Origin of the sequence: Kitasatospora sp. NPDC056800 (assembly GCF_042789775.1) — a bacterium.
GTDB lineage: Bacteria > Actinomycetota > Actinomycetes > Streptomycetales > Streptomycetaceae > Kitasatospora.
On record NZ_JBHUAL010000096.1, the window covers coordinates 1 to 20,328 of the forward strand.

The window sequence follows — 20,328 nt, forward strand, 5'->3', positions numbered from 1 at the left end:
CCCGAAGACTGATCGCAACCTCACACAGGCCCTAGCGCCCCGGCGCGGCGGCCTCCGCCTCCGCCGCCGCCGCCGGGGCGCGGTGGTCGAAGGCGATCAACGGGTCGCCGGTGAGCGGGTGTTCGACCACCGCGGCCCGCACCCCGAAGACCTCGGCCAGCAGCTCGGCGGTCAGCACCTCGCGCGGCGTCCCGGAGGCCACCAGGGCGCCGCGGTGCAGGACGTGCAGCCGGTCGCAGACCGAGGCGGCGGCGTTGAGGTCGTGCAGGGCCACCAGGGTGGTGCGGCGCTGCTCCCGGAGCAGGGCGAGCAGTTCGACCTGGTGCCGGACGTCCAGGTGGTTGGTCGGCTCGTCCAGCACCAGGACGTCCGGCTGCTGGGCGAGCGCCCGGGCCAGCAGCACCCGTTGCCGTTCCCCGCCGGACAGTTGGGCGAACCGGCGGTCGGCGGCTCCGGCCATGCCGACCCGGGCCAGCGCCTCGGCGGTGATCCGGCGGTCCTCGGCGTCGTCGGCCGCGAAGGCCCGCTTGTAGGGCGTGCGGCCCATCGCGACCACCTCGCGGACGCTCAACTCGAAGTCCCCGCCGCGCTCCTGGGGCAGCGCCCCGATGTGCCGGGCGGACTCGGCGGGCCGTAGCTCCGTCAGGTCCCGCCCCGCCAGCAGCACCCGCCCGGCGCTGGGCCGCAGGTGCCGGTAGACGGTGCGCAGCAGGCTGGACTTGCCGCTGCCGTTGGGTCCGACCAGTCCGGCGATCTCCCCCTCCTCGGCGATCAGGTTGGCCCCGGCCAGCACCGTCCGGCCGGCCAGGGCGACACTCAGGTCCTCGACGGCGATCCTCAACTGCGCTCCAGTCGTCGGTCCAGCAGGTAGAGCAGGGTGGGGGCGCCGAGGACGGCGGTGACCACGCCGATCGGCAGTTCCTGGCCGTCCAGGGCGGTGCGGGCCACCGTGTCGACGACGACCAGCAGCAGCGCCCCGGTGAGCGCGGACAGCGGCAGCAGCCGCCGGTGGTCGGCGCCGACCAGCAGCCGGCACACGTGCGGCACCATCAGCCCGACGAAGCCGATCGCCCCGGAGACGGCGACCAGCACCCCGGTGAGCACACTGGTGACGACGAAGACCTCGCGGCGTAGCCGGGCGACGTCCACACCGAGCCCGGCGGCCGTCTCGTCGCCCATCAGCATCGCGTTGAGCCCCCGGGCGCGGGCCTGGAGCAGGGCCAGTCCGAGCGCCACCGCGACGGCCGGGACGGCGAGTTGGGCCCAGACGGCGCCGCCGAGGCTGCCCATCAGCCAGAACAGCACGCCCCTGGTCTGCTGCTCGTCGCGGGTCTGCAGGACCAGGTAGCTGGTGATGCCGCCGAGGAACTGGGCGATGCCGATGCCCGCGAGGACCAGGCGCAGCGGGGAGAAGCCGCCACCGCGCCGGGCCATCAGCCAGACCAGCGAGAACGCGGCGAGCGCGCCGGCGAACGCCGCCAGGGAGACGGTGAGGCCGAGCGCGCTGCCGAAGGAGAGCTGGAGCCCGAGGGTGGTGCCGAGGACGATCGCGGCGACCGCGCCGAGCGAGGCCCCGGAGGAGATGCCGAGCAGGTAGGGGTCGGCGAGCGGGTTGCGGACCAGGGCCTGCACGGCGGTGCCGACCAGGCCGAGCCCGGCGCCCACCACGGCCGCCAACAGAGCACGGGGAACGCGCAGTTGCCAGACGATGAGATCACGGGTGCCTGGCTCCGGGGCCTGACCGGTGAGCCGGCGGGCGACCACCGACCAGACCTCGGCGGCCGGGACGTCCACCGAGCCGAGCGAGACGGCGGCGGTCAGCGCGAGCACCAGGGCGACGACGAGGACGGCGGCCAGCGGCCCGGCCCGCAGGATGCGGGCCGGGCGGACTTCGCCGCGCTCCTTCCGAGCGGTGGCCGACGTCACCGGCTACTGCCCGTTCTTGGCGAGGTCGGGGGCCTTGACGAGGTCAGGGTGGACGGTCGCGGCGATCTGCCGGACGGCGTCGGCGTTGCGCACCCCCGCGATGGTCGTCACCTCGGAGCCGAGCCGGACGAAGTGCCCCTCCTGGACGGCCTTCAGGCCCTGGGTCGCGGGAAAGCCCTTCAGGAAGGCCTCGGCCTCGTCGAAGGCCTTGCGGGTGGCCTCCTCGCTGCCCCGGTTGCGCACGGCCAGCTGGATCCAGTCCGGGTTCTTGGCGACCACGTCCTCCCAGGAGCCGGGCTTGAAGTCGGCGTCGCAGTCGGCGAACACGTTGCGCGCCCCGGCCTGGGTGATCACGGCGTTGGCGACCTGCCGGCCGCAGACCGCCACCGGCTGCTTGGTGCCGGCGTCGAAGTCGAAGACGAAGTAGCTCGGCCGCTGCCCCTCCGGCACGGCGGCGAGCGCGGTGCGGACCTCGCCGAGCTGCTTCTCCATCCCCGCGACCAGCTCCTCCGCCCGCGCGGCCGTGCCGGTGACGGCGCCGAGCCGGCGGACGTCCTCCTCGATCCCGGCCAGGTCGGTGCGCGGCGCCTTGGCGGCCTTCGGCGTCCCGGCGCAGGCGGTGGAGAGCAGGTACACGTGCTGGATGCCGGCCGCCGCGTACTCCTCCTCGCTCGGCCCGGTGGCGCCGCCGCCCATCATCGGCATCGCGCCGAAGGTGTCCACGTAGAGGTCGGCGCCGGAGCCGAGGAGCTTCTCCTTGGGGATGCTCTTGTCCCCGAGCACCGGCACCTTGGCGCCCTGCTCGGCGAGCGCGGCGGGCAGGGTGCCCTTGCCGGGCGGGAAGCCGGTGCCGATCACCCTTTCCCCCGCGCCGAGTCGGAGCAGCAGCTCCAGGCTGGAGGCGTTGCTGGTGACGATCCTGCCGGGCGCCTTGGCGATGGTGGTCTCTTTGCCCGCGCAGTCGGCGACCGTGACGGGGAAGCCACCGCCGGCGTCGGGCCGGACGGTGACGGAGGCGCTCGACCCGCCCCCGGTCCCGCTTCCGCAGGCCGTGGCGAACAGGGCGACGGCGGCCGCGATTCCGCAGACGACACGAGGGCGCATGACAACTCTCCTGGTCGGTGATGGTGCTCGGTGACGGTCCCGGGTGACCGGGCTCGGCCCTGGCACCGGGTGGTCGTACTGAGGGCCCGTGCTGCGGACCCGGACCAGGTAGTCGGACGGCCCGGGCGATGGGTTCCCGGCGGTTGGTCTCCGGCGATGCGCGGCCGACAGCGGGTTCCCGGCAGTGGGTCTCCGACGCCGCGCGCGGCCGGTCGCCGTCCGCACGCCCCGTCGCCGGGGGCCGGACGTAGGCTGACCGGATGGCCGACCCCACCGCCCCGCGCGACGACCTCGACCTCCCCGTCCGGCTCGGACCGCGCCCGCCCCGCCGGGTGGTCTCGCTGGTACCGTCACTGACCGAAGCGGTCGCCGCCACCGCGCCCGGCCTGCTGGTCGGCGCCACCGACTGGTGCAGCCACCCGGCCGACCTGTCCGTCACCCGGATCGGCGGCACCAAGAACCCGGACGTCCCGCGCATCCTCGCGCTCGCGCCCGACCTCGTCCTCGCCAACGACGAGGAGAACCGGCGCCCCGACCTGGACGCGCTGCGGGCGGCCGGCGTCCCGGTCTGGGTCACCGACATCCGCACCCTGGACGACGCCTTCCGCTCCCTGCACCGGCTGCTGACCACCGCCTGCGGGCTGCCCCGGCCCGCCTGGCTGGACGAGGCGGAGGCCGCCTGGGCCTCCGTCGGGAGCGGCGGCGCGCCCCCGGAGGCCGACGGCCCCCGGACCGTCGTCCCGATCTGGCGCCGCCCCTGGATGGTCCTCGGCCGCGACACCTTCGCCGGGGACCTGCTGCGCCGCCTGGGCCTGCGACTCGTCCACGCCGCCCACCCCGAGCGCTACCCGGCCGTTCCACTGCCCGAACTGCTCGCCTGCCAGCCGGAGTTGGTGGTCCTGCCGGACGAGCCGTACCGCTTCACCGCCGAGGACGGCCCGGAGGCGTTCCCTGGCACACCGGCGGCACTGGTCAGCGGACGGCACCTGACCTGGTACGGACCGTCGCTGGTGACCGCCCCGGCCGTACTGCGGCACGCCCTCGACCACCCCCTCGGTCCGGGCGGTCCGGGCGGTCCGGACGCCTCGTAGGACGACCGCCCGTGACACCTGGGGACCGGCGTACGTCGCCACAGGGCGCCCCGGAACACGACAGGGCCCGGGACGCGTGCTCGCGTCCCGGGCCCTCGGCCTGTGTGGCCGTACGTCGTCAGCCGCGCGCGGCGGCCACGGCGGCGCCCAGCGCCTCCTTGATCCGGGGGCCGAGACGGGCGAAGCCCAGCTCCTTCATGGCCGCCCGCAGCAGCTCCTCATCGGTCCGCTCGGCACCGTCGCCGTCCACCCACCGCACGACGGCGAGCAGCTCGTCGGCGGAGTAGGCGGTCACGGGGCGGCCGGGCGTGAAGTCCGGCTTCGCGGGACGGGCGTCGGCCTCGGGCTCGGCGGCGGGCGCCTCGACGGCGGCGACGGGCTCGGGCTCGGCTTCGACGACCGGCTCCTCGGCAGCGGAGACGGGCTCGGGCTCGGCCTCGGGCTCGACGGCGGGCTCCTCGACCTCAACCGCAGGCGCCTCCACGGCAGCCTCGGGCTCGGCCACCGGCTCCGCCACCTCTTCGGCCACAGCCTCGGCCTCGGCGACGGGCTCCTCGACAACGCTCTCGGGCTCGGGCTCGGCCTCAACCACAGTCTCGGCCTCAACCGCAGGAACGGCGGCCGGCTCCTCGACGGCGGGCTCCGCCACAACGGCCTCGGCCTCGACCACAGGCTCGACCTCGGCCTCGACCGTCTCCGCCTCAACGGCAGTCATGGTGGCCGACTCCTCGGCAGCGGGCTCCACCACAACGGCCTCGACGACCGCCTCGACCGTAGCCTCAGCGACGACCGCCTCGACCTCAACCGCAGGCTCATCAGCCTCCACGGCCGACGCCTCGACAGCGGGCTCCACCGCAACGGCCTCGGGCTCGGCCTCGACAACCGGCTCCTCGACCGCGACCTCGACCGCGGTCTCCTTGGCCTCGTCAGCCTCAGCGAGCGGGGCGGCCTCCGGCTCCGTGTCCACCGTCGTCTCGTCCGCGGCCGCGGCCTCGGCCAGGGCGGCGGTCGCGGCAGCCACCAGGTCGTCGGCTGCCGGGGAGGGCGCCGGGAGGGAGACCACAGCGGCCGAGGTCTCCTCCTCGGCCTGCGCCGCCTCCGGGTCGTCGTCAGCGGCAACCGCGGCCGACGCCGAGTCGGCCTCGATCTCGACCTGGGCCTCGACCTGGGCCTTGGTCTCTTCCTCGGTCTCTTCCTCGGTCTCGACCTCGGCAGTCGCAGTCGCCGCAGCGGTCTCCTCGGCGTCCTCCACCGGAGCCGTCACCGCGGCCGGGGCCTCTTCCACGAGCCCGTCGCGCTGTCCGCCGGCCAGCGCCTGCAAGGCAGCCGCCTCGGCGTCGGCCCGGTCGGTCGGCTCCTCGGTCCCGGGCTCCTCGACCGCAGCCTCCTCCATACCGGTCGCACCGTCGATGTCGACAGCGGCATCGGCATCGGCATCGGCATCGACCACAGCACCGGCAGCGTCCTCGGCACCCGGCTCCTCGACCGGCGCCACCTCGACAGCAGCGGCGCTCTTCTCCGCCAGCCCGTCCCGCTGCCCGCTCGCCAGCGCCTGGCGGGCCGCGTACGCGGCCTCGGCGGCGCGGCGGTCGGCCTTGGCGGTGGCGAGTTCGGCGAGCAGGTCGGCGAGGCCGGCCTCCTCGAGGCCGGCGCGCAGGCCGCGGATGGTGGGCAGGCGGTAGAGGGTTCCCTCGTCGGCGGCGAGGCGCTCGACCAGGTCGATCAGCTCGGCGAAGGGCAGCCCGTCGAGGTCGTGGTCGGGCAGCAGGCGGGCGAGGCCGCGCAGGCCGGCGTTGATCGTCTCGAAGGCCTGGGCGGTGCGGTCGACCAGGGCGCCGTCGGTGGGCACTCGCGGGAGGGTGCCGGCCGGGGCGAGCGCGGCCCAGGCGCGGCGCTCGATCTCGGCGGAGGTGAGGGCCTCGTGCAGGTCCTCGCGGCGGATGCGGCGGTCGGTGGCGAGCGCGACGGCCTGCTTGCGCAGCGAGCGGCCGCGCAGCCAGGAGAGCTTGACGCCGTTCTCGCGGCGCCAGGTGCTGTCGGCGGTGGCGGCGGCGAGGGTGCCGAGGTCGGCGTCGTACGCGGCGGGGAAGAGGGCCGCGGAGGTGCGGTGCACCCGCTGGAGCATCTCGACCAGCAGCGCGGTCTTGGCGACGGTGTCGGGCTCGTCCAGCTTGGTGTCGGCGGCGAGGGAGAGGACGGCCTCCCAGGTCTGCTGGAGGTCGCTGCCGCGCAGTTCGGCGAGGGCCGTGGAGGCCGCGCGGGCGTCCTCGGGGGTGGCGACGGTGTCGACGGCCGCGTACCAGGCGTGGGTCTCGGCGGTGAGCGTGAAGGCCCCGAGCTCGGCGTAGCGGCCGAGGTCCTCGCGGAGGTCGGGCTCCGCGGCGGCGTCCTGGGGGTCCTTGACGTCTGCGGCGTCGGCGACGTCCGCCGGGTCGGCTGCGTCGGCGTTGCGCGAGTGAAGCACTGTCATGTGAGGTCCGGTTCTGGGCGTCGACGGCGGGGCTGGCGGCGAGGGGGCGGCGGACCGGGTGCGCGGGGTCGCCCCTGGGGCGGGGCTAGGGGGCGCGCGGTCGGGCTGCCGGTGTGGACGCCCAGAATACGGGTGCCCGTTCGAGCCTTGCACGCACCCACCGCCCGGACGGGCGGGTGTCGTGTGCCATACCGCCCGCCTGGCCGCCACTCGGGCGGTCCGACCGGGTGGTCCGGCGCCGCTCCGGAGCCGGTCCGGAAGTGGCCCGGCATTGGTCCGGACGGGTGTCTCCGCTGCTCACGGCTCCACACCGCCGGCCCTCATCCCGCGTCCTCCCGCCGCTCTCCGCCGGAGGGCCCGGGCCGCCTGTCCGGCCGCCGGTCGGGCCACCTGCCGGGCCGACGGAACCGCTCCAGCGGTACGTCCCGTACGCCGCGTCCCCGTGCCGGTCCCCGTCGGCCGAGCGGCGGCCGGTACCCGGCCCGGCCGACGGCGTGCAGATCGACCGGAGCGAGGTACTCGCCGAGCGCGGTGCGGTGCCACCACGCGCCGGTTTCCCGCAGTTCGCGCCAATCGGTGAACCGGTAGAGGTAGAGGGTCGCCCGGACGTGGGTCGGCGGGGCGTCCGGGAACGGGTTGTGGCGCAGCAGGCGCAGGGTGGCCCGGTCGCCGGACAGCAGGCGGGTGACGAAGGGCAGGAACCAGGGGCGGGCGTAGGCGGGCGAGATGCCGGCGAACCACATCAGCCAGTCGAGCCGCAGGTGGTAGGGCGCGAACTGGCGCGGGAGCCGACGGACATCGCCCGGCTTGCCCTTGAAGCCGTACTCGCGCCAGACGGTGTGCGGGGTGAGCACGGCCTCGTCGGTGCCCTCGACCACCACCTCCTGGCGGAGCCGGTTGACGCTGCCGAAGGCGCCGTAGGTGTTGACGAGGTGGAGCCGGTTGAAGGAGCGGTTCATGGCCTGGGCGCGGGAGAGCATGTTGCGCACCGGCCAGTAGCTGAGCACTACGACGATGGTGGTCAACGCGATCACGAGCGCCTCGTACCAGAGCGGCGCGCCGGGGTACGCGCGGGCGTGGACGGGCAGGCCCAGGCGGGCCGGCTGCACGGCGGCGAGGACGAGGACGATGGTCAGCCAGTTGAGCCAGGCGAAGTTGCCGGAGGCGACCAGCCAGAACTGGGTGACGAGGACGGCGCAGGCCGCGTAGCTCGCGATCGGCTGCGGCAGCAGCAGGCCCACCGGTACGACGAGTTGGACGAAATGATTGGCAGCGGCCTCCACTCGGTGGACCGGGGCGGGCAGGTGGTGGAAGAACCAGCTGAGCGGTCCGGGCATCGGTTGGGTCTCGTGATGGAACCGGAGACAGGTCAGGTCCCGCCAGCAGCTGTCGCCGCGCAGCTTGATCAGTCCGGCGCCGAACTCGACCCGGAAGACCAGCCAACGCATCAACCACAGCACCAGGGTGGGCGGGGTGGTGTCGGCGTTGCCCAGGAACGCCGCGAGGAAGCCGGCTTCGAGCAGCAGGGACTCCCAGCCGAAGGAGTACCAGGTCTGCCCGACGTTGACGATGGAGAGGTAGAGGACCCAGAGCACCGCCCACAGCAGGACGGACGCCCAGAGCGGGACGGCGTCGGCGAGCCCGCCCACCACCGCGGCGGCGAGGGCTGCGCCGCTCCAGGCGACGGCGGCGAAGAACCGGTCGCTGTAGTGGAGGTGGAACAGGCCGGGGGATCGGCGGAACGGGACCCTGGCGGTGAACCGGGGCACCGGCAGCATGCCGTCGGCGCCGATCAGGGCGCGGAACTGCGCGGCGGCGGCCAGGAATCCGATCAGGTAGAGGGCGGCGAGCAGGCGTTGGACGAGCAGCCGGCTCAGCCAGTAGTCGGGGGCGGCGAACCAGTCCATGCGGCCCATGCCTACCACCCGGCACCCCGGGCGCGGGCCCGGTCGGGGCGGCGGAGCGGGGACGGTTCACCCGCTCGGCCCGGCGGAATCCCGGGGGGGATCCCGTGGGCATCCCGGCGAACTCCCGATACCGGCCAGCACCGGACGGCGCCGGACGATCTCGGACGGCACCGGAGGAACTCGGACGGGCCCGGGCGGTACCGCGCCGACACCATCGGCACCGCACCGACACCGTGGCGGGGTCCTCTCCACGGGGGTGAGAGGCGCCCCGCCACGGCGGTGGGCGGTCCGCACCGGCCGGGGTTCAGCCGGGCAGGACGGGACCGGCCTCGCCCGCGATGGCCGAGCGTCCGGGCACGGAGCCGCCGCTCTGCTGGAGCCGGTCGACGAGCAGGGCGGCCAGCGTGCCGAGCTCCTCCTCGGTGCGGGACTGGGCGGTGATGTCCATGCCGACGGTGAGGACGCCGTTGATCCGGCCGGTGAGCGCGGCCCGCAGCGGGGTGCAGGTGAAGCTGAAGACCTGCCGGCCGCGCTGGGCGTCCGGGCGGGCGGCCTGCATCCGGACGTTGTCGAGGACGGCGGTGCGACCGGTGCGGTACGCCTCCACGACGGTCTGTTCGAGGCCCGCCGCGCCGAGCTGCGGGTACGCGGCGCCGATCGTCCCGTACGCCGTCGGCGCGCCGAAGGTGTCGGCGTGCTGGGCGTTGGCGTAGCGGATCTCCTGGCCCGGGCCCTCGGTGAGCAGGATGGGGTACGGCGAGCCGTCGAAGGCGGCGAACATCTCCTGGCGCTGGGCGAGCAGGCTGTCGCGCAGCCGGATCTCGGAGAGCAGCGCCTCGGCGAGGTGCTGGATGTCGCGCAGCCGCTCGCGCCCCCACTGCCGGGGTTCCCGGTCGAGCACGCAGACGGTGCCGATGACGGTGTTGGTGTCGTCGACGAGCGGGGCACCGAGGTAGGCGCGGACGCCGAGTTCGTCCACCACCGGGTTCCCCGCGAACCGGGGGTAGGCGAGGATGTCGTCGAGGGCGAGGGGGGAGCGCTGGGCGACCACGTGCGGGCAGAAGCCGTGGCTCAGCGGCATCTCGCGGGTGGGGAGGTCGAAGGCGATGCCGCGTTCCGCCCAGGACGATCCGTCCTCGGCCGCGGCGTCGGCCGAACTTGGCGGAATGTAGAGCCCCCGGAACATCTGGCGTTCGTCGTTGATGAAGTTGACCATCGCGATGGGAGCGCGCGTGATACTGGCTGCCAGGTGGGCGAAGCGGTCGAAGGCCTCGTCCGCGGACGGGTCGTTGAGCCCAAGGCCGCGCAGCCTGCGGGTTCGCGCGGACTCCCCGGAGGCACCCGGGAACTGGCCTTGAGTGCTCATCACATCTGTCATGGCGCACATGTAACCAGACATCAGAACGCCCGGGCGGGTCCGATCGACCGTTCTTCAGTCCTGCCGATGTCCTTCCGGAGTCCTTCCGGCGCCCGGCCGGAGCCGCACCGGAGCCTTGCCGATGGCTCGTCAAAACCGCATGTGGACGACCGGTCGACGGACCGTCACGGAAGCGAAGATCGATTCCCGCCCGGCGCCCGGACGAAACCCCTCCCGACGGGGACGGGCCGAATCGCGCCAATCCAAGATCGACTCTGGGATGCCCCGGTACCCCATACAACAATGAGCCCTGCCGAAGACACGGACGGTTCCCGTCACCGGGACACCGCCCGGTGACGCATGCGCCGATCGCACCGGGGCGACCGGCCGACACCCCCGCACACCCACCGCCCCCCGTAGGGGTCGCCGGAGCGGCATCGACGGCACGGACGGAGGCACGGCACCACACGTATCGAGAGGACCGGAGCATGGCGATGGACTACTTCACCGACGAGCGTCACGAGGGCCTTCGCGCCGAGGTCCGTGACTTCGCGGAGAAGGAGGTGCGTCCGCGGGTGGCCAGGATGGAGGCCGAGCGGACGATCGAGGTCGAGCTGGCCAGGGAGATCGCCCGGCAGGGCTGGATCGGCGTGACGATTCCCCGGGAGTTCGGCGGCCTCGGGCTGGGGCACGTCGCCAAGACCGTGATCATCGAGGAGCTGGCCCGGGTCAGCGGGGCCGCGGGCTCGATCGCGCAGGCCTCCCAGCTGGGCGTGGCCAAGGTCCTCCACTACGGCTCCCAGGCCCAACGCCGCACATGGCTGCCGAAGTTCGCCTCCGGAGAGTGCCTGCCGACCATCGCCGTCACCGAGCCGGAGTCCGGCGGGCACGTGCTCGGGATGACCGGCACCGCGGTCCGCGACGGCGACGAGTACGTGCTCAACGGCCGCAAGTGGTTCGTCGGCAACTCCCACATCGGGGACGTGCACGGCGTGGTGCTGCGCACCGGCCAGGGCAGCCGGGGCCTGTCCGCCTTCCTGGTCGAGAGCGACCGCCCCGGGTTCCGGACCGGCTCCCCCGGCTCCCAGAGCGGGCTGCACGGCTTCAGCTTCGGCGAGATCATCCTGGAGGACTGCCGCATCCCGGCCGGAAACCGGCTCGGCCGGGAGGGGCGGGGACTGGACGTCGCCTACTCCTCCTCCACCCTCTACGGCCGGATCAACCTCGCCGCCGTCGCGCTCGGCATCCACACCGCGATCGTCGAGGACACCGTCCGGTTCGCCGAGGGGCGCGTCCTGTACGGCCGGCCGATCAACCAACTCCCGAACATCATGCTCAAGTTGGGTGAGATGCAGTCCCGGCTGATGACCGCCAGGCTCGCCGCCTACCACGCCTCCCACCTGCTCGACCACGGCCGCGCCTGCGACGCCGAGCTGATGAACGCCAAGCTCATCAACACCGAGTACGCGCTGGACTCCGCGCGCAACGCCATGGAGATCCACGCCGCCCGCGGCCTCCAGCCCGAGTTCCGTATCGAGCGCTACCTGCGGGACGCCACCCACGTCTACCCTCCGGCCGGCACCTCGGACGTCCAGCGGCTGCGGCTCGGACAGTTCGCCTCGGGCACCTACGGCAAGCAGTGGTCGGCGGAGCTGTCCGAGCTGACCAGCTGGCCCTGGAGCGAACTCGCCGCCCAGCGGGAGGCCCACGTGGAGAAGCCGCCAGGCCTGGGCGGACGGGTGCTGCCGATGCCGCTGGCGGGCTGAGATCCCGCCCGCCGCGGCGCGACTTGACCTGTTCCTGTCGCATCCTTGCCGTGGCCGTCCCCGACCTCCGAGGACCGTCGGCCCGACCCGACCGAGGGCCGTGAGCTGCGGCTTCGCGCCGGCGGACCTTACGGCGCGGGCACCGTCGCGAGGCCATCGGCCTTGTGCGCAGAGCCAGTTGATATTGCGCCGACCGCACCACGGGCTGATAGCGTTCCGTGCCGTCGGCGGCCGTGCTGCACCCCGCCGGACCGGTGACACCACGTCACCGGCTCCGACGGATCCCGGCCCCGGCTCCCTGCGACCCGGCCGCGCCGTACGGGTCGGCCCGCCGCTCGGACCCACCGGTCCGAACCGGCGCGCCGGTCCCGCGGCCAGGCCCCACGACCCGGTTCCAGGACCGGGTTCCACGACCCGGCCCCGCGGTCGGGTTCGACGGCCGGGTTCCACGACCCGGCCCCGCGACTCGGCCCTGCAGCAAGGAATCAGATGCCAGGCATACCGGCCCCCCGCACCGGCCACCGCGCCGGGCGGTCCGGCTCGCTCCGCAGCCCGCTCCTCGCCGCCGTGCTGGTCCCCAGCCTGGGCCTCGCCGCCGCCTGGGGCTACGCCGCCTACCTGCTGCGCGACTCCGGCCAGCGCACCGCGCTGCTGGCCGGCAGCGCGGTCGTCGCCGCGGTGGTACTGATCAGCCTGGTCCGCGGCATCCGGACCGCCTGGGCGCTGTCCGCGCGGCTGTCCGAACTGCGGGCCGACACCATGGCGCTCGCCGAGCAGGAGATCCCCGAGGTGGTCGGGCGGCTGCGCGCCGGGGAGCAGGTGCCCGCCCCGGCCGCCTGGACACCCTCCCGGCGGACCGGCGACGACGTCCAGCAAGCCTCGGAGGGCCTCGCCGCCGTCCGGCAGGCCGCGGTCGCCGCCATCGTCCACCAGGCCCAGGGCCGCGAGGGGACGAAGAAGGTCTTCCTCAACATCGCCCGGCGCACCCAGATCCTGATCCACCGGCAGATCAGCATGCTGGACGCGCTGGAACGCGAGCACGAGGACCCGGAACTGCTGCGCGAACTGTTCGCGGTCGACCACCTGGCCACCCGGATGCGGCGCAACGCCGAGAACCTCGTCATCCTCGGCGGCGACCTCCCCGCCCGGCGCTGGCGCAACGCCGTACCCGTGGTCAACGTGCTGCGCAGTGCCGTCTCGGAGACCGAGAGCTACTCCCGGGTCGTCGTCCGGGGCGTACCGCGCGTCTCGCTCGGCGGGCAGGCCGTCGCCGACGTCATCCACCTGGTCGCCGAACTGATCGAGAACGGCACCACCTTCTCCCCGCCGTACACCCAGGTGCAGATCTCCGCGAAGGAGGTGCCCGAGGGCCTGGCGGTCGAGGTCGAGGACCGCGGACTCGGCATGACCGAGACGGAGTACCAGCGCCTCAACGCGTACCTGGCCGACCCGCCCGACCTGGACGTCTCCGCGCTCGGCGACGACCTGCGGCTCGGCCTGTTCGTCGTCGCCCACCTGGCCGCCCGGCACGACGTCCGGGTCACCCTGCACCCGTCCCCGTACGGCGGCACCCGGGCCGCGGTGCTGGTGCCCTCGGCGCTGCTGGAGCAGGCAGCGCAGTCGGCCGCGGTGTCCGGGCTGCCCTCGGGGGCCCGGATCACCCGGGCTCCCGTGACCGACGTGGGGGCAGGGGCCGGAGCGGGAGCGGACGCTGGAGCGGAGGCGGGGGTCGGGGGCGGGTCCGGGTCCGAAACCCTCGGGCAGGAGCCGCCGGGTGCGACGGCCGCAGGGCACGGCGGGTTGCCGGACGGGAGCCAGGCGGCCCCGGGACCGTTCGGCACCCCGGGGGCCCCGGCCGTCCCCTACGGCGCGGACGGCGCCGGGGCGGCTGCCGGGACGGGCGCCGGGACGGGCGCCGCCGGGGTCGGCGGTGCCGAGGCGCCCGCCAACGGAGGCCTGGCCGTCGGCGCCGAGATCCCCGGACTGCCCGGCGCCGTGGTCGTGCCCCGGCCCGTGCTGCCGCGCATGTACGACCTGTCGGGCAGCCCCGCGGTGGACCAGCGCCGCCCGGCACCACGGCCCGACGACGGCTCGGACAGTGCGCCGCACGCCCAAGCGGCCGTGCCGCAACGGGCCCGGGACGCCGGCCCGGCCGGGCAACTCGGCCCGGCGACACCCGTGTACGGGGCGCAACACCCCGCCCCTTCCGCCCCTTCCGCCCCGCGGCGGGCCTCTGCGGACTCCCCCACCGTCCGGGAGGCCGAGGAGCGGCGGTGACGCCCCTTCGACCTGCGCCGCGACCGCCCGGCGCTGGGCATGGTCAAGGTGCTGCCGGACGATCCGGGCCGGGCGGACCGCTTCCGTGGCCGGCCCGCCTCGGTCTCAGCCGTCGGTGCGGGGCTCAGGCGTTGGCGTGGACCGGGTGGAGTTCGGCGAGCGACCCGACCAGCGGGGCCAGCTCCGGGACCTCGGTGGCCTCGGCCAGCGTCGCCTCCAGGGCGGCGTCGTGCACCGGGCGAGCCGCCGTCAGCAGGTCGCGGCCCTCGGGCGTCAGCTCGGTGTAGATGCCGCGCCGGTCGTCCGCGCAGAGGAACCGGCCGAGCAGGCCCCGGTCCTCCAGGCGGCTCACCAGCCGGGTGGTCGCGCTGCTGCTCAGCGCCGCCGCGCGGGCCAGCTGCTGCATCCGCATGTGCCAGCCGTCCTGGCGGGAGAGCGCCTCCAGCACCGTGTACTCGACCACCGAGAGCTTGAACTCGGCCTGGAGCGCCTTCTCCAGCGCGGTGTCGATCATGCCGTGCAGCGCGGCGAGCGTCCGCCAGCCGCGGGCCCGGATCTCGGCCGCATCGTCGCGGATTCCCATGACGCCTACCCTTCCGTCGCGCTGCTCGTACCGTGTGCCGGACGCGGCCCCGCGTGAGGTCTCTCGTCCGGGGTCTCGTACGAGGTTTCGTCCCGTGTCTTCCTGTGACAAGTATGCCATTTGGCGCGGAATATCGGACTGTGCAAATAGTTCGGCTTATACCCCCGCCGGTTCCCCGTCGAGGGCCTCCGCTCCGGGCCGTCAGCCGCCGCGACGGCGGGGCGGAGGCCGTCCTGCGGTGAGCGACCGGACCCCGCACGAGGGTCCGGCCTGCCCGCCGCCCGGGGCGTCGAAGGACACCACGGGGCCGCACACGACCGGCTCCTCACCCCTCCCCGGACCAGGCCGACGCGCACAGCGCCGTAGCCAGTTCCTCGGTGTAGGAGGCCGCGGTCAGCCAGGCGGTGGCGAAATCCTCGTGGTCGTCGGTGACGCTCCGGCCGAAGACGTCGCGCTGCTGGTTGGCTGCGGAGGCCCGCAGGCCGTCGAGGAGTTCGGCGGCGGTGGCCAGCCCGGCGGCGCGCAGCAGACCGCGGTCGGCCGCCGCCGAGGCCTCGCTCGGGGCGAGGGCGTGCCGACCGGTGGTGACCGTCTGCTCGACCCGGCGGCCGAGCACGTGGACGGGCGGGCCGTACGGCGTCGGGGCGGCAGATCCGTCCTCCAACCCATCCGCCGACTCGCCGACCGTGGCGGAGGCCGTCGCGGACGCGGCGAGGTCGGCGGTCTGGAGGCGTTCGAGGCCGAGGTTGACCCGGCCCGCCCGGTCCGCGGACAGGGCGAGCGGGTCGGGAGCGGCCGGGGGCGTACCGATCGCGAGCAGACGCAGCTCCGGACGGTCCGCGCGCTCCAGCCGCCCGATCACCCGCAGTCGCAGGCCGGGGGCGGTGGCGAGCAGCGCGAGGTTCGCCCGGAACGGCAGGTCGGGGTGCTCGTGCGCCGGGCGCAGGACGATCACCGGACCGCCCTGAGCACCGCTCGCCGTGCAGCGCGCCAGCAGTTGCGGTGCACCGCCCGGGCCGGGGGCCGTACCCAGCAGGGTGACGTCCAGGAAGAGCAGGTCGCTCCCGGCCGGGCGGCTCTCGTACGGCAGTTCCTGCGCCGCGAGTGCCCGGGCCACCTGGGCGGACGCCGGTTCCGACCAGAGCCGGGCGGCCGGCTCCGCCGTCCATGCCGCGCCCGTCGCCCGCACCGCCCGGACCGAGGCCCCGGCGCCCAGCCGACCACCACCGGACCTGGTCGCACCCTGGACGGCCAGCCCGGCTCGGCTGAACTCGCGGTGGCTGAGCGCGGCGTCGCCCAACCGGACCGTCCGGTTGCCCGCCCCGACCGCCTGTGGGGCGGCGGCCGCCGCGTCGTCGTGCGGCATCACCTCGGCGATCGTGCTGAGGCGCCCGTCGGCGTCCACCGCCCAGCTGACCGCACCGGCATGGGTGGCCGTCAGCACCGGCTCGGCGAACAGGCCGTAGAGCCGCAGACCGCCCTCCTCCCGGTAGGCCTGGCGCGCGGTGCCGCGCAGCTCGGCGACCGGGGCGGTGCCGGTGGCCAGGGCGGTGGTGAGGCCGAGGAGTTCGCGCAGGCCCGCGACCAGGTCCACCAGGCGGTGGTCGGGCGTGCCGGAGCGCGCCGCCCGGACCCTGGTCGCGACGGTGACGGCCGCCGCGGCCGGGCGGTGCAGGCCCGCGAGGCGCGCCCGGTGGGCGGCGCGCAGCAGTTCGGCCTGGGAGACGGCGCCCGCCCCGCTCACCCCGGCGGCCAGGACGGCGGCCGCGGCCCGGTGGAGGTGGCGGACGGCGGCGAGTTCGACGGCGGTGAGCGGGTCGCCGGCGATCGGGTCGGCGGCCGGCCGGCCGTTCGGCTCCCCTGACGCGCCGTCCGTGTCACTCCTGGGCTCGGGCTCCTGCTCGGGCTCCGGCCCCGGCTCGACCTCGGCGAGCGGGCAGAGGGTGACCGCCGCGGCACGGTGCACGCAGGCCGGGGCGAGCAGGCAGCCGCAACGGACGCCGGCCTCCGCCGCGACCACCCCGCCCGGGGCGTGCAGCACGAGCACCGTCTCCTCGTCCACCTCCACCCGCCACTCGTCGCCCTCCCGGGCCACCGGCCGCTCCGCCAGCTTCGCCGCCGCGCCGTCCAGCCGCTTCTGCAGCCGGGCACTCAGCCCGGCCACCACCTCGGCGACCACCTCGGGCCGCACACCCGGCCAGTCGCTCGTCCGCGCCGTCACGCTCATCGCACCTTCTCCCCCACCCAGCGGGCCAGTTCCAGCGGGCTCAACGCCGCCACGGGCATTCCGGCCGCGACCAGTTGGCCCGCGACCGCCTTCGAGTAGCGGGCCGTCCCGGTGTCGTCCAGCGCCGCGCAGCCGAGCAGGTGCACGCCGGAGTCCACCAGGGCCCGGGTCTGGGCCAGCAGCCCGCCGACCGGCCCGCCCTCCTCGAAGTCGCTGACCACCGCGACCAGCGTGCGGGACGGCACCGTCACCAGCTCCCGCGCGTAGCGCAGCCCGCTCGCGATGCTGGTGCCGCCGCCGACGCTCACCTCCAGCAGCAGGCCCAGCGGATCGTCCGCCCGCTCCGTGAGGTCCAGGACCTCGGTGGAGAAGGCGACGAAGTGGGTGCTCAGGGAGGGCACCCCGGCCAGGATCGAGGCCGTCAGCGCGGCCCACACCGTGGAGGCCTCCATCGACCCGGAGACGTCCACGACCAGGATCAGCCGCCAGTCGTTGGCCTGCCGCGCCCTGGTCCGGAAGACCGGGCGCTCGGGCACGATCAGGGTGCCGCCGTCCGGCGCGGGGCGGGCGGTGGCCAGGTTGGCCCGGATGGTCCGGTCGAGGTCCAGCCCGCCACCCGGGCGGCGGGACGGGCGCGGCACGGCGATCCCGGTCAGGGCCGGGCGCAGCCGGGTGGCCAGCTCCCGGCTCAGTTCGTCCACCAGGCGCCGCACCAGCGGGCGCAGCCGGGCCACCCGGGCCTCGGGCAGACCGCCCGCGTGGTCCAGCACGGTGCGCAGCAGCTCGACGGACGGGCGGACGGCGGACGGGTCGATCGTCTCCAGGACGTCGGTACGGCCCTGGGCGACGGCGGCGGCCAGCACCTCCTCGCGCACGCCGGGGCCGAACAGCGACTCCAGTTCCTCGGCCCACTCCCGCACACCGGGGTACGGGGCCTCGCGGCCGCCCTTGCCGCCCCGGCTGTCCAGGCCCGGGCCGGAGCCCTCGCCGTGGCCGCCGCCGTACAACTCGTCCAGGGCGGTGGCGAGTCGGGCACCGCGACCGGTCAGGCCGCCGCTGCCGGGGCGGCCGAGGAGCAGCCGCCAACGCTCGGCGGGGGCGAGGGTACGGGCGGGGTCGGGGACGGGAACGGGAACGGGGTCGGAGGCAGGCGGCGGGGCCGCGGGCGACGGTGCAACGGCCGCGGGCTGCGCGGGCGTTGCGGGCAGGAGGCCGCGACGGACGAGCGCCGCACGCGCCGCGAGGTCCGCGCGCACCCAGCCGGCGAGCACAGCGGGGCCGGCCTCCTCGGGCAGGGCGGCGAGCCGGGCGCCCAGACGCTCCTCGACCAGGGCCAGCAGCCGGTCCCGGGCGGCCGGGCTGAGCGTGTCGAACCCGCCGCGCAGCGCGGGCAGCCGGTCCAGGAAGGCGTCGTCGGGCAGCGAGGTGACCCGCTCCAGCAGCGGTTCCAGTGCCTGCGGCGCGGAGTCGAACAGCCCCTCCGCGGCCGTCAGCAGGCCGACCAGCGCCCGCCCGAGCGCCTGTCGCGCCTCCGGAGCGGTCGCGCCGTCCACCCACGAGGCGGCCCGGCCGCCCAGCACCTCGGCCGGCTCCTGGCCGAGCAGCACCCGCACCGCACCGGCCGCACCCCGCACCAGCGGGCTCCCCTGCTCGGCGAGCCCGGCCAGCACGTACGCCAGCCGCACCCCGCCGAGCCGGTCCGCCCGCCGTACCAGCTCCACCAGCGCCCGCGCGTCCTGCGGATCGTCCGACCCGCCCAGGCCCTCCAACTGCCGCACGGCGGCCACGGTGAGCACCTCCCCGGCCGCGACGAGCACGGGCGGGCCGGCCACGGGGGCGCCGGCCACGGGCGTGCCGTCGTCTGCGGCGACGGGGCCTTCCTCCGCTCCCGCCGGGGTGTGGCCGGGGAAGTGGCCCGCGGTCAGGCGGTCGAGGAGGGCGAGGGCGTCGAGGAGGTCGGGGAGGGTGGCGGAGGCGGGGAGGAGGGTGGTGAGTTGGGTGAGACGGGCCTCGGTGAGGGCGGGGAGGGCGCTGGAGGCGGCGGCGGTGAGGCCGTCGATGATCTCGCGCGGGGTCGGCTGGTCGGTGAGGCGGGCGCGCAGGGCGCCTTCGGCGGCCTGGGCGGGGGTGACGCCGCGGGTGCCGGCGACGGTGAGCATGGCGGCGGTGGCGGGCGTCCAGTGCAGGCGCCAGCGGGTGCCGAGGGTCTCGGTGCCGCCGGCGCCGGTGGTGGCGACGGGCTCGCCGTAGGGGACCTCGCAGGCGGTGAGGCGGTGCAGGAGGATCTCGCGGCGGTGGTCGAGGCCGCTGCGCAGCGGGTCGAGGCGCAGGTCGCGCGGGCCGGGGTCGGCGGGGCCGGGGAGGCCGAGGTCGGCGAGGAGGGTCTCGACGGCGGGGGCGAGTCCGCTGCGCGGGGCGGCGGGGGTCGGGCGGCCGGTGCGGGTGCCGACCAGGACCTGTTCGAGGGCGCGGGCGACGGCCCGGCCGCGGCCGAGGGGTTCGCCCTGGGCGAGGACGGTCTGCACCGCTTCGACGAGTTCGCCGCGGCCGGGGGCGGCGTGGCCGCGCAGCCGGGCGAGGTCGCCGGCCAGCCGGACGATCTCGCGGGCGTCGGCCGGGCCGCTGGGGTGGTCCTGGGCGCGCAGGGCCGCGCAGATCCGGACGGCGGTGGTGGTGAGCGCCTCGGCGAGGCGTTCCGGGTCGCCGCCGGCGTCGAGGACGGTGTGCTGCCACTCCGGGTCGCGGATGCCCGCCGGGTAGCCGGAGCGGGCGTCGAGCAGCGGGTAGGTGTACGGGATCAGGGACAGGACGTGCCCGGGGTCGTCCGGGTACGGCGGCTCCTCGGTGGCGAGGGGACCGCCGAGCAGGGCGGGGGCGTGGAAGGCGCCGATCACGGCGGCGACCCGGCGCCCGTCGGCCGCGGCGGCCTGGATGCGGGACCGCATCCAGGCCTCGCGGCGCAGGTCGTACGGGTCGACGCCGGGGCCGGTCTCGGCGTCCCGGCGCAGTGCCCAGCCGACCAGCAGGGCCGCGCGCCGGACGGCCTCCGGGGTGGAGCCGGGGGCGGCCGTCTCGACCAGGCGGTCCCACAGGTCCTCGTCGGAGTCCCGGCCGGTGAGGCGGTGGCGCAGCGCGTCGGCGACGCCGGGTGCGTCCGGGATCCGATCGGTGCGCCCGCGCTCCGCCGTGCGGGCGGCGCGGTGGGCGAGCGGGAGGTCGCAGGCGACGGCCTCCACCCCGTTGCGCCGGGCCCAGCGCAGGGCGGCGAGCTCCGGGGAGAAGTCGGCGAACGGGTAGAAGGCGGGCCCGGCCGCCTCCTCGGGCCCGGCCGGGGCCGCCGCGAGGGCGACCGGGGCCCGGGTGGCCTCGTCGGCGAGCGGGCCGAGCCAGGGCTGGAACTCGGCGGGCAGCTCGACCAGGACGACGTCCGGCCGGGCGGCGTCGAGCAGCGCGGGGACCACCGCGCTGAGGGACGGCGCGTGGTGGCGCACGCCGATCAGGTAGGGGCCGGGGCGACCGGTGCCGGCGGCGGCCAGCCGGTCGGCCTCGGCCCGGACCGCCTGGTCCGGGTGCTCCGCCTGGTCCGCGTCGTCCGGGCGGGTGGTCTCCGCGCTGCTCAT

The 20,328-nt window shown here is 75.7% G+C and carries 12 protein-coding genes; 3 read left to right on the forward strand and 9 right to left on the reverse strand.

What is annotated here, in order from left to right; translation table 11 throughout:
• Nucleotides 1–31 precede the first annotated feature (31 nt).
• From ACFRQN_RS21450 to ACFRQN_RS21460, 3 genes are read right to left on the reverse strand one after another with little or no spacing between them, the layout of a single operon-like run.
• Nucleotides 32–841, reverse strand: a complete 810-nt coding sequence (locus ACFRQN_RS21450) for an ABC transporter ATP-binding protein (protein WP_380741554.1) — start codon at nt 839–841, stop codon at nt 32–34.
• On the reverse strand, nt 838–1,926 hold the full coding sequence (locus tag ACFRQN_RS21455) for an iron ABC transporter permease (protein WP_074004188.1): 1,089 nt from the start codon (nt 1,924–1,926) through the stop codon (nt 838–840). Before ACFRQN_RS21455 ends, ACFRQN_RS21450 begins: the two co-directional genes overlap by 4 nt.
• Before the next feature lie 3 nt (nt 1,927–1,929).
• Entirely contained in the window at nt 1,930–3,030 is a 1,101-nt protein-coding gene (locus ACFRQN_RS21460; RefSeq protein WP_079272427.1) for an ABC transporter substrate-binding protein, read from the reverse strand.
• 260 nt (nt 3,031–3,290) lie between these two features.
• On the opposite strand from ACFRQN_RS21460, the gene ACFRQN_RS21465 reads away from it, so the two are divergent.
• Nucleotides 3,291–4,121 carry a helical backbone metal receptor gene (locus tag ACFRQN_RS21465; protein ID WP_380741555.1) on the forward strand — a complete coding sequence of 277 codons (831 nt, stop codon included), beginning with the start codon at nt 3,291–3,293 and terminating at the stop codon, nt 4,119–4,121.
• Between the two features lie 118 nt (nt 4,122–4,239).
• Here ACFRQN_RS21465 and ACFRQN_RS21470 read toward each other — a convergent pair whose 3' ends face one another.
• From ACFRQN_RS21470 to ACFRQN_RS21480, 3 genes are all read right to left on the reverse strand, one after another.
• Nucleotides 4,240–6,591: a hypothetical protein gene (locus ACFRQN_RS21470; RefSeq protein WP_380741556.1), complete on the reverse strand. Its 2,352-nt coding sequence runs from the start codon at nt 6,589–6,591 to the stop codon at nt 4,240–4,242.
• Between the two features lie 320 nt (nt 6,592–6,911).
• Nucleotides 6,912–8,498 carry a lipase maturation factor family protein gene (locus tag ACFRQN_RS21475; RefSeq protein ID WP_380741567.1) on the reverse strand — a complete coding sequence of 529 codons (1,587 nt, stop codon included), beginning with the start codon at nt 8,496–8,498 and terminating at the stop codon, nt 6,912–6,914.
• 304 nt (nt 8,499–8,802) lie between these two features.
• Nucleotides 8,803–9,876, reverse strand: a complete 1,074-nt coding sequence (locus ACFRQN_RS21480; RefSeq protein WP_079272425.1) for a GAF domain-containing protein — start codon at nt 9,874–9,876, stop codon at nt 8,803–8,805.
• Between the two features lie 467 nt (nt 9,877–10,343).
• Here ACFRQN_RS21480 and ACFRQN_RS21485 point away from each other — a divergent pair, with 467 nt between their 5' ends.
• Nucleotides 10,344–11,621 (forward strand): acyl-CoA dehydrogenase family protein, encoded by a 1,278-nt coding sequence (locus tag ACFRQN_RS21485; RefSeq protein ID WP_380741557.1) that lies wholly within the window; start codon nt 10,344–10,346, stop codon nt 11,619–11,621.
• 489 nt (nt 11,622–12,110) lie between these two features.
• Nucleotides 12,111–13,898 (forward strand): ATP-binding protein, encoded by a 1,788-nt coding sequence (locus ACFRQN_RS21490; RefSeq protein ID WP_380741558.1) that lies wholly within the window; start codon nt 12,111–12,113, stop codon nt 13,896–13,898.
• Nucleotides 13,899–14,022: 124 nt separating this feature from the next.
• Here the strand turns inward: ACFRQN_RS21490 and ACFRQN_RS21495 are convergent, their stop codons facing one another.
• The 3 genes from ACFRQN_RS21495 to ACFRQN_RS21505 all read right to left on the reverse strand — a co-directional run bounded on the left by ACFRQN_RS21495 (nt 14,023) and on the right by ACFRQN_RS21505 (nt 20,328).
• On the reverse strand, nt 14,023–14,481 hold the full coding sequence (locus ACFRQN_RS21495; protein WP_049660429.1) for a MarR family winged helix-turn-helix transcriptional regulator: 459 nt from the start codon (nt 14,479–14,481) through the stop codon (nt 14,023–14,025).
• A 325-nt stretch (nt 14,482–14,806) separates the two neighbouring features.
• Nucleotides 14,807–16,702, reverse strand: coding sequence for a hypothetical protein (locus ACFRQN_RS21500; protein WP_380741559.1), 1,896 nt, complete (start codon nt 16,700–16,702; stop codon nt 14,807–14,809).
• 2 nt (nt 16,703–16,704) lie between these two features.
• Nucleotides 16,705–20,328, reverse strand: coding sequence for a DUF5682 family protein (locus tag ACFRQN_RS21505; RefSeq protein WP_380741560.1), 3,624 nt, complete (start codon nt 20,326–20,328; stop codon nt 16,705–16,707).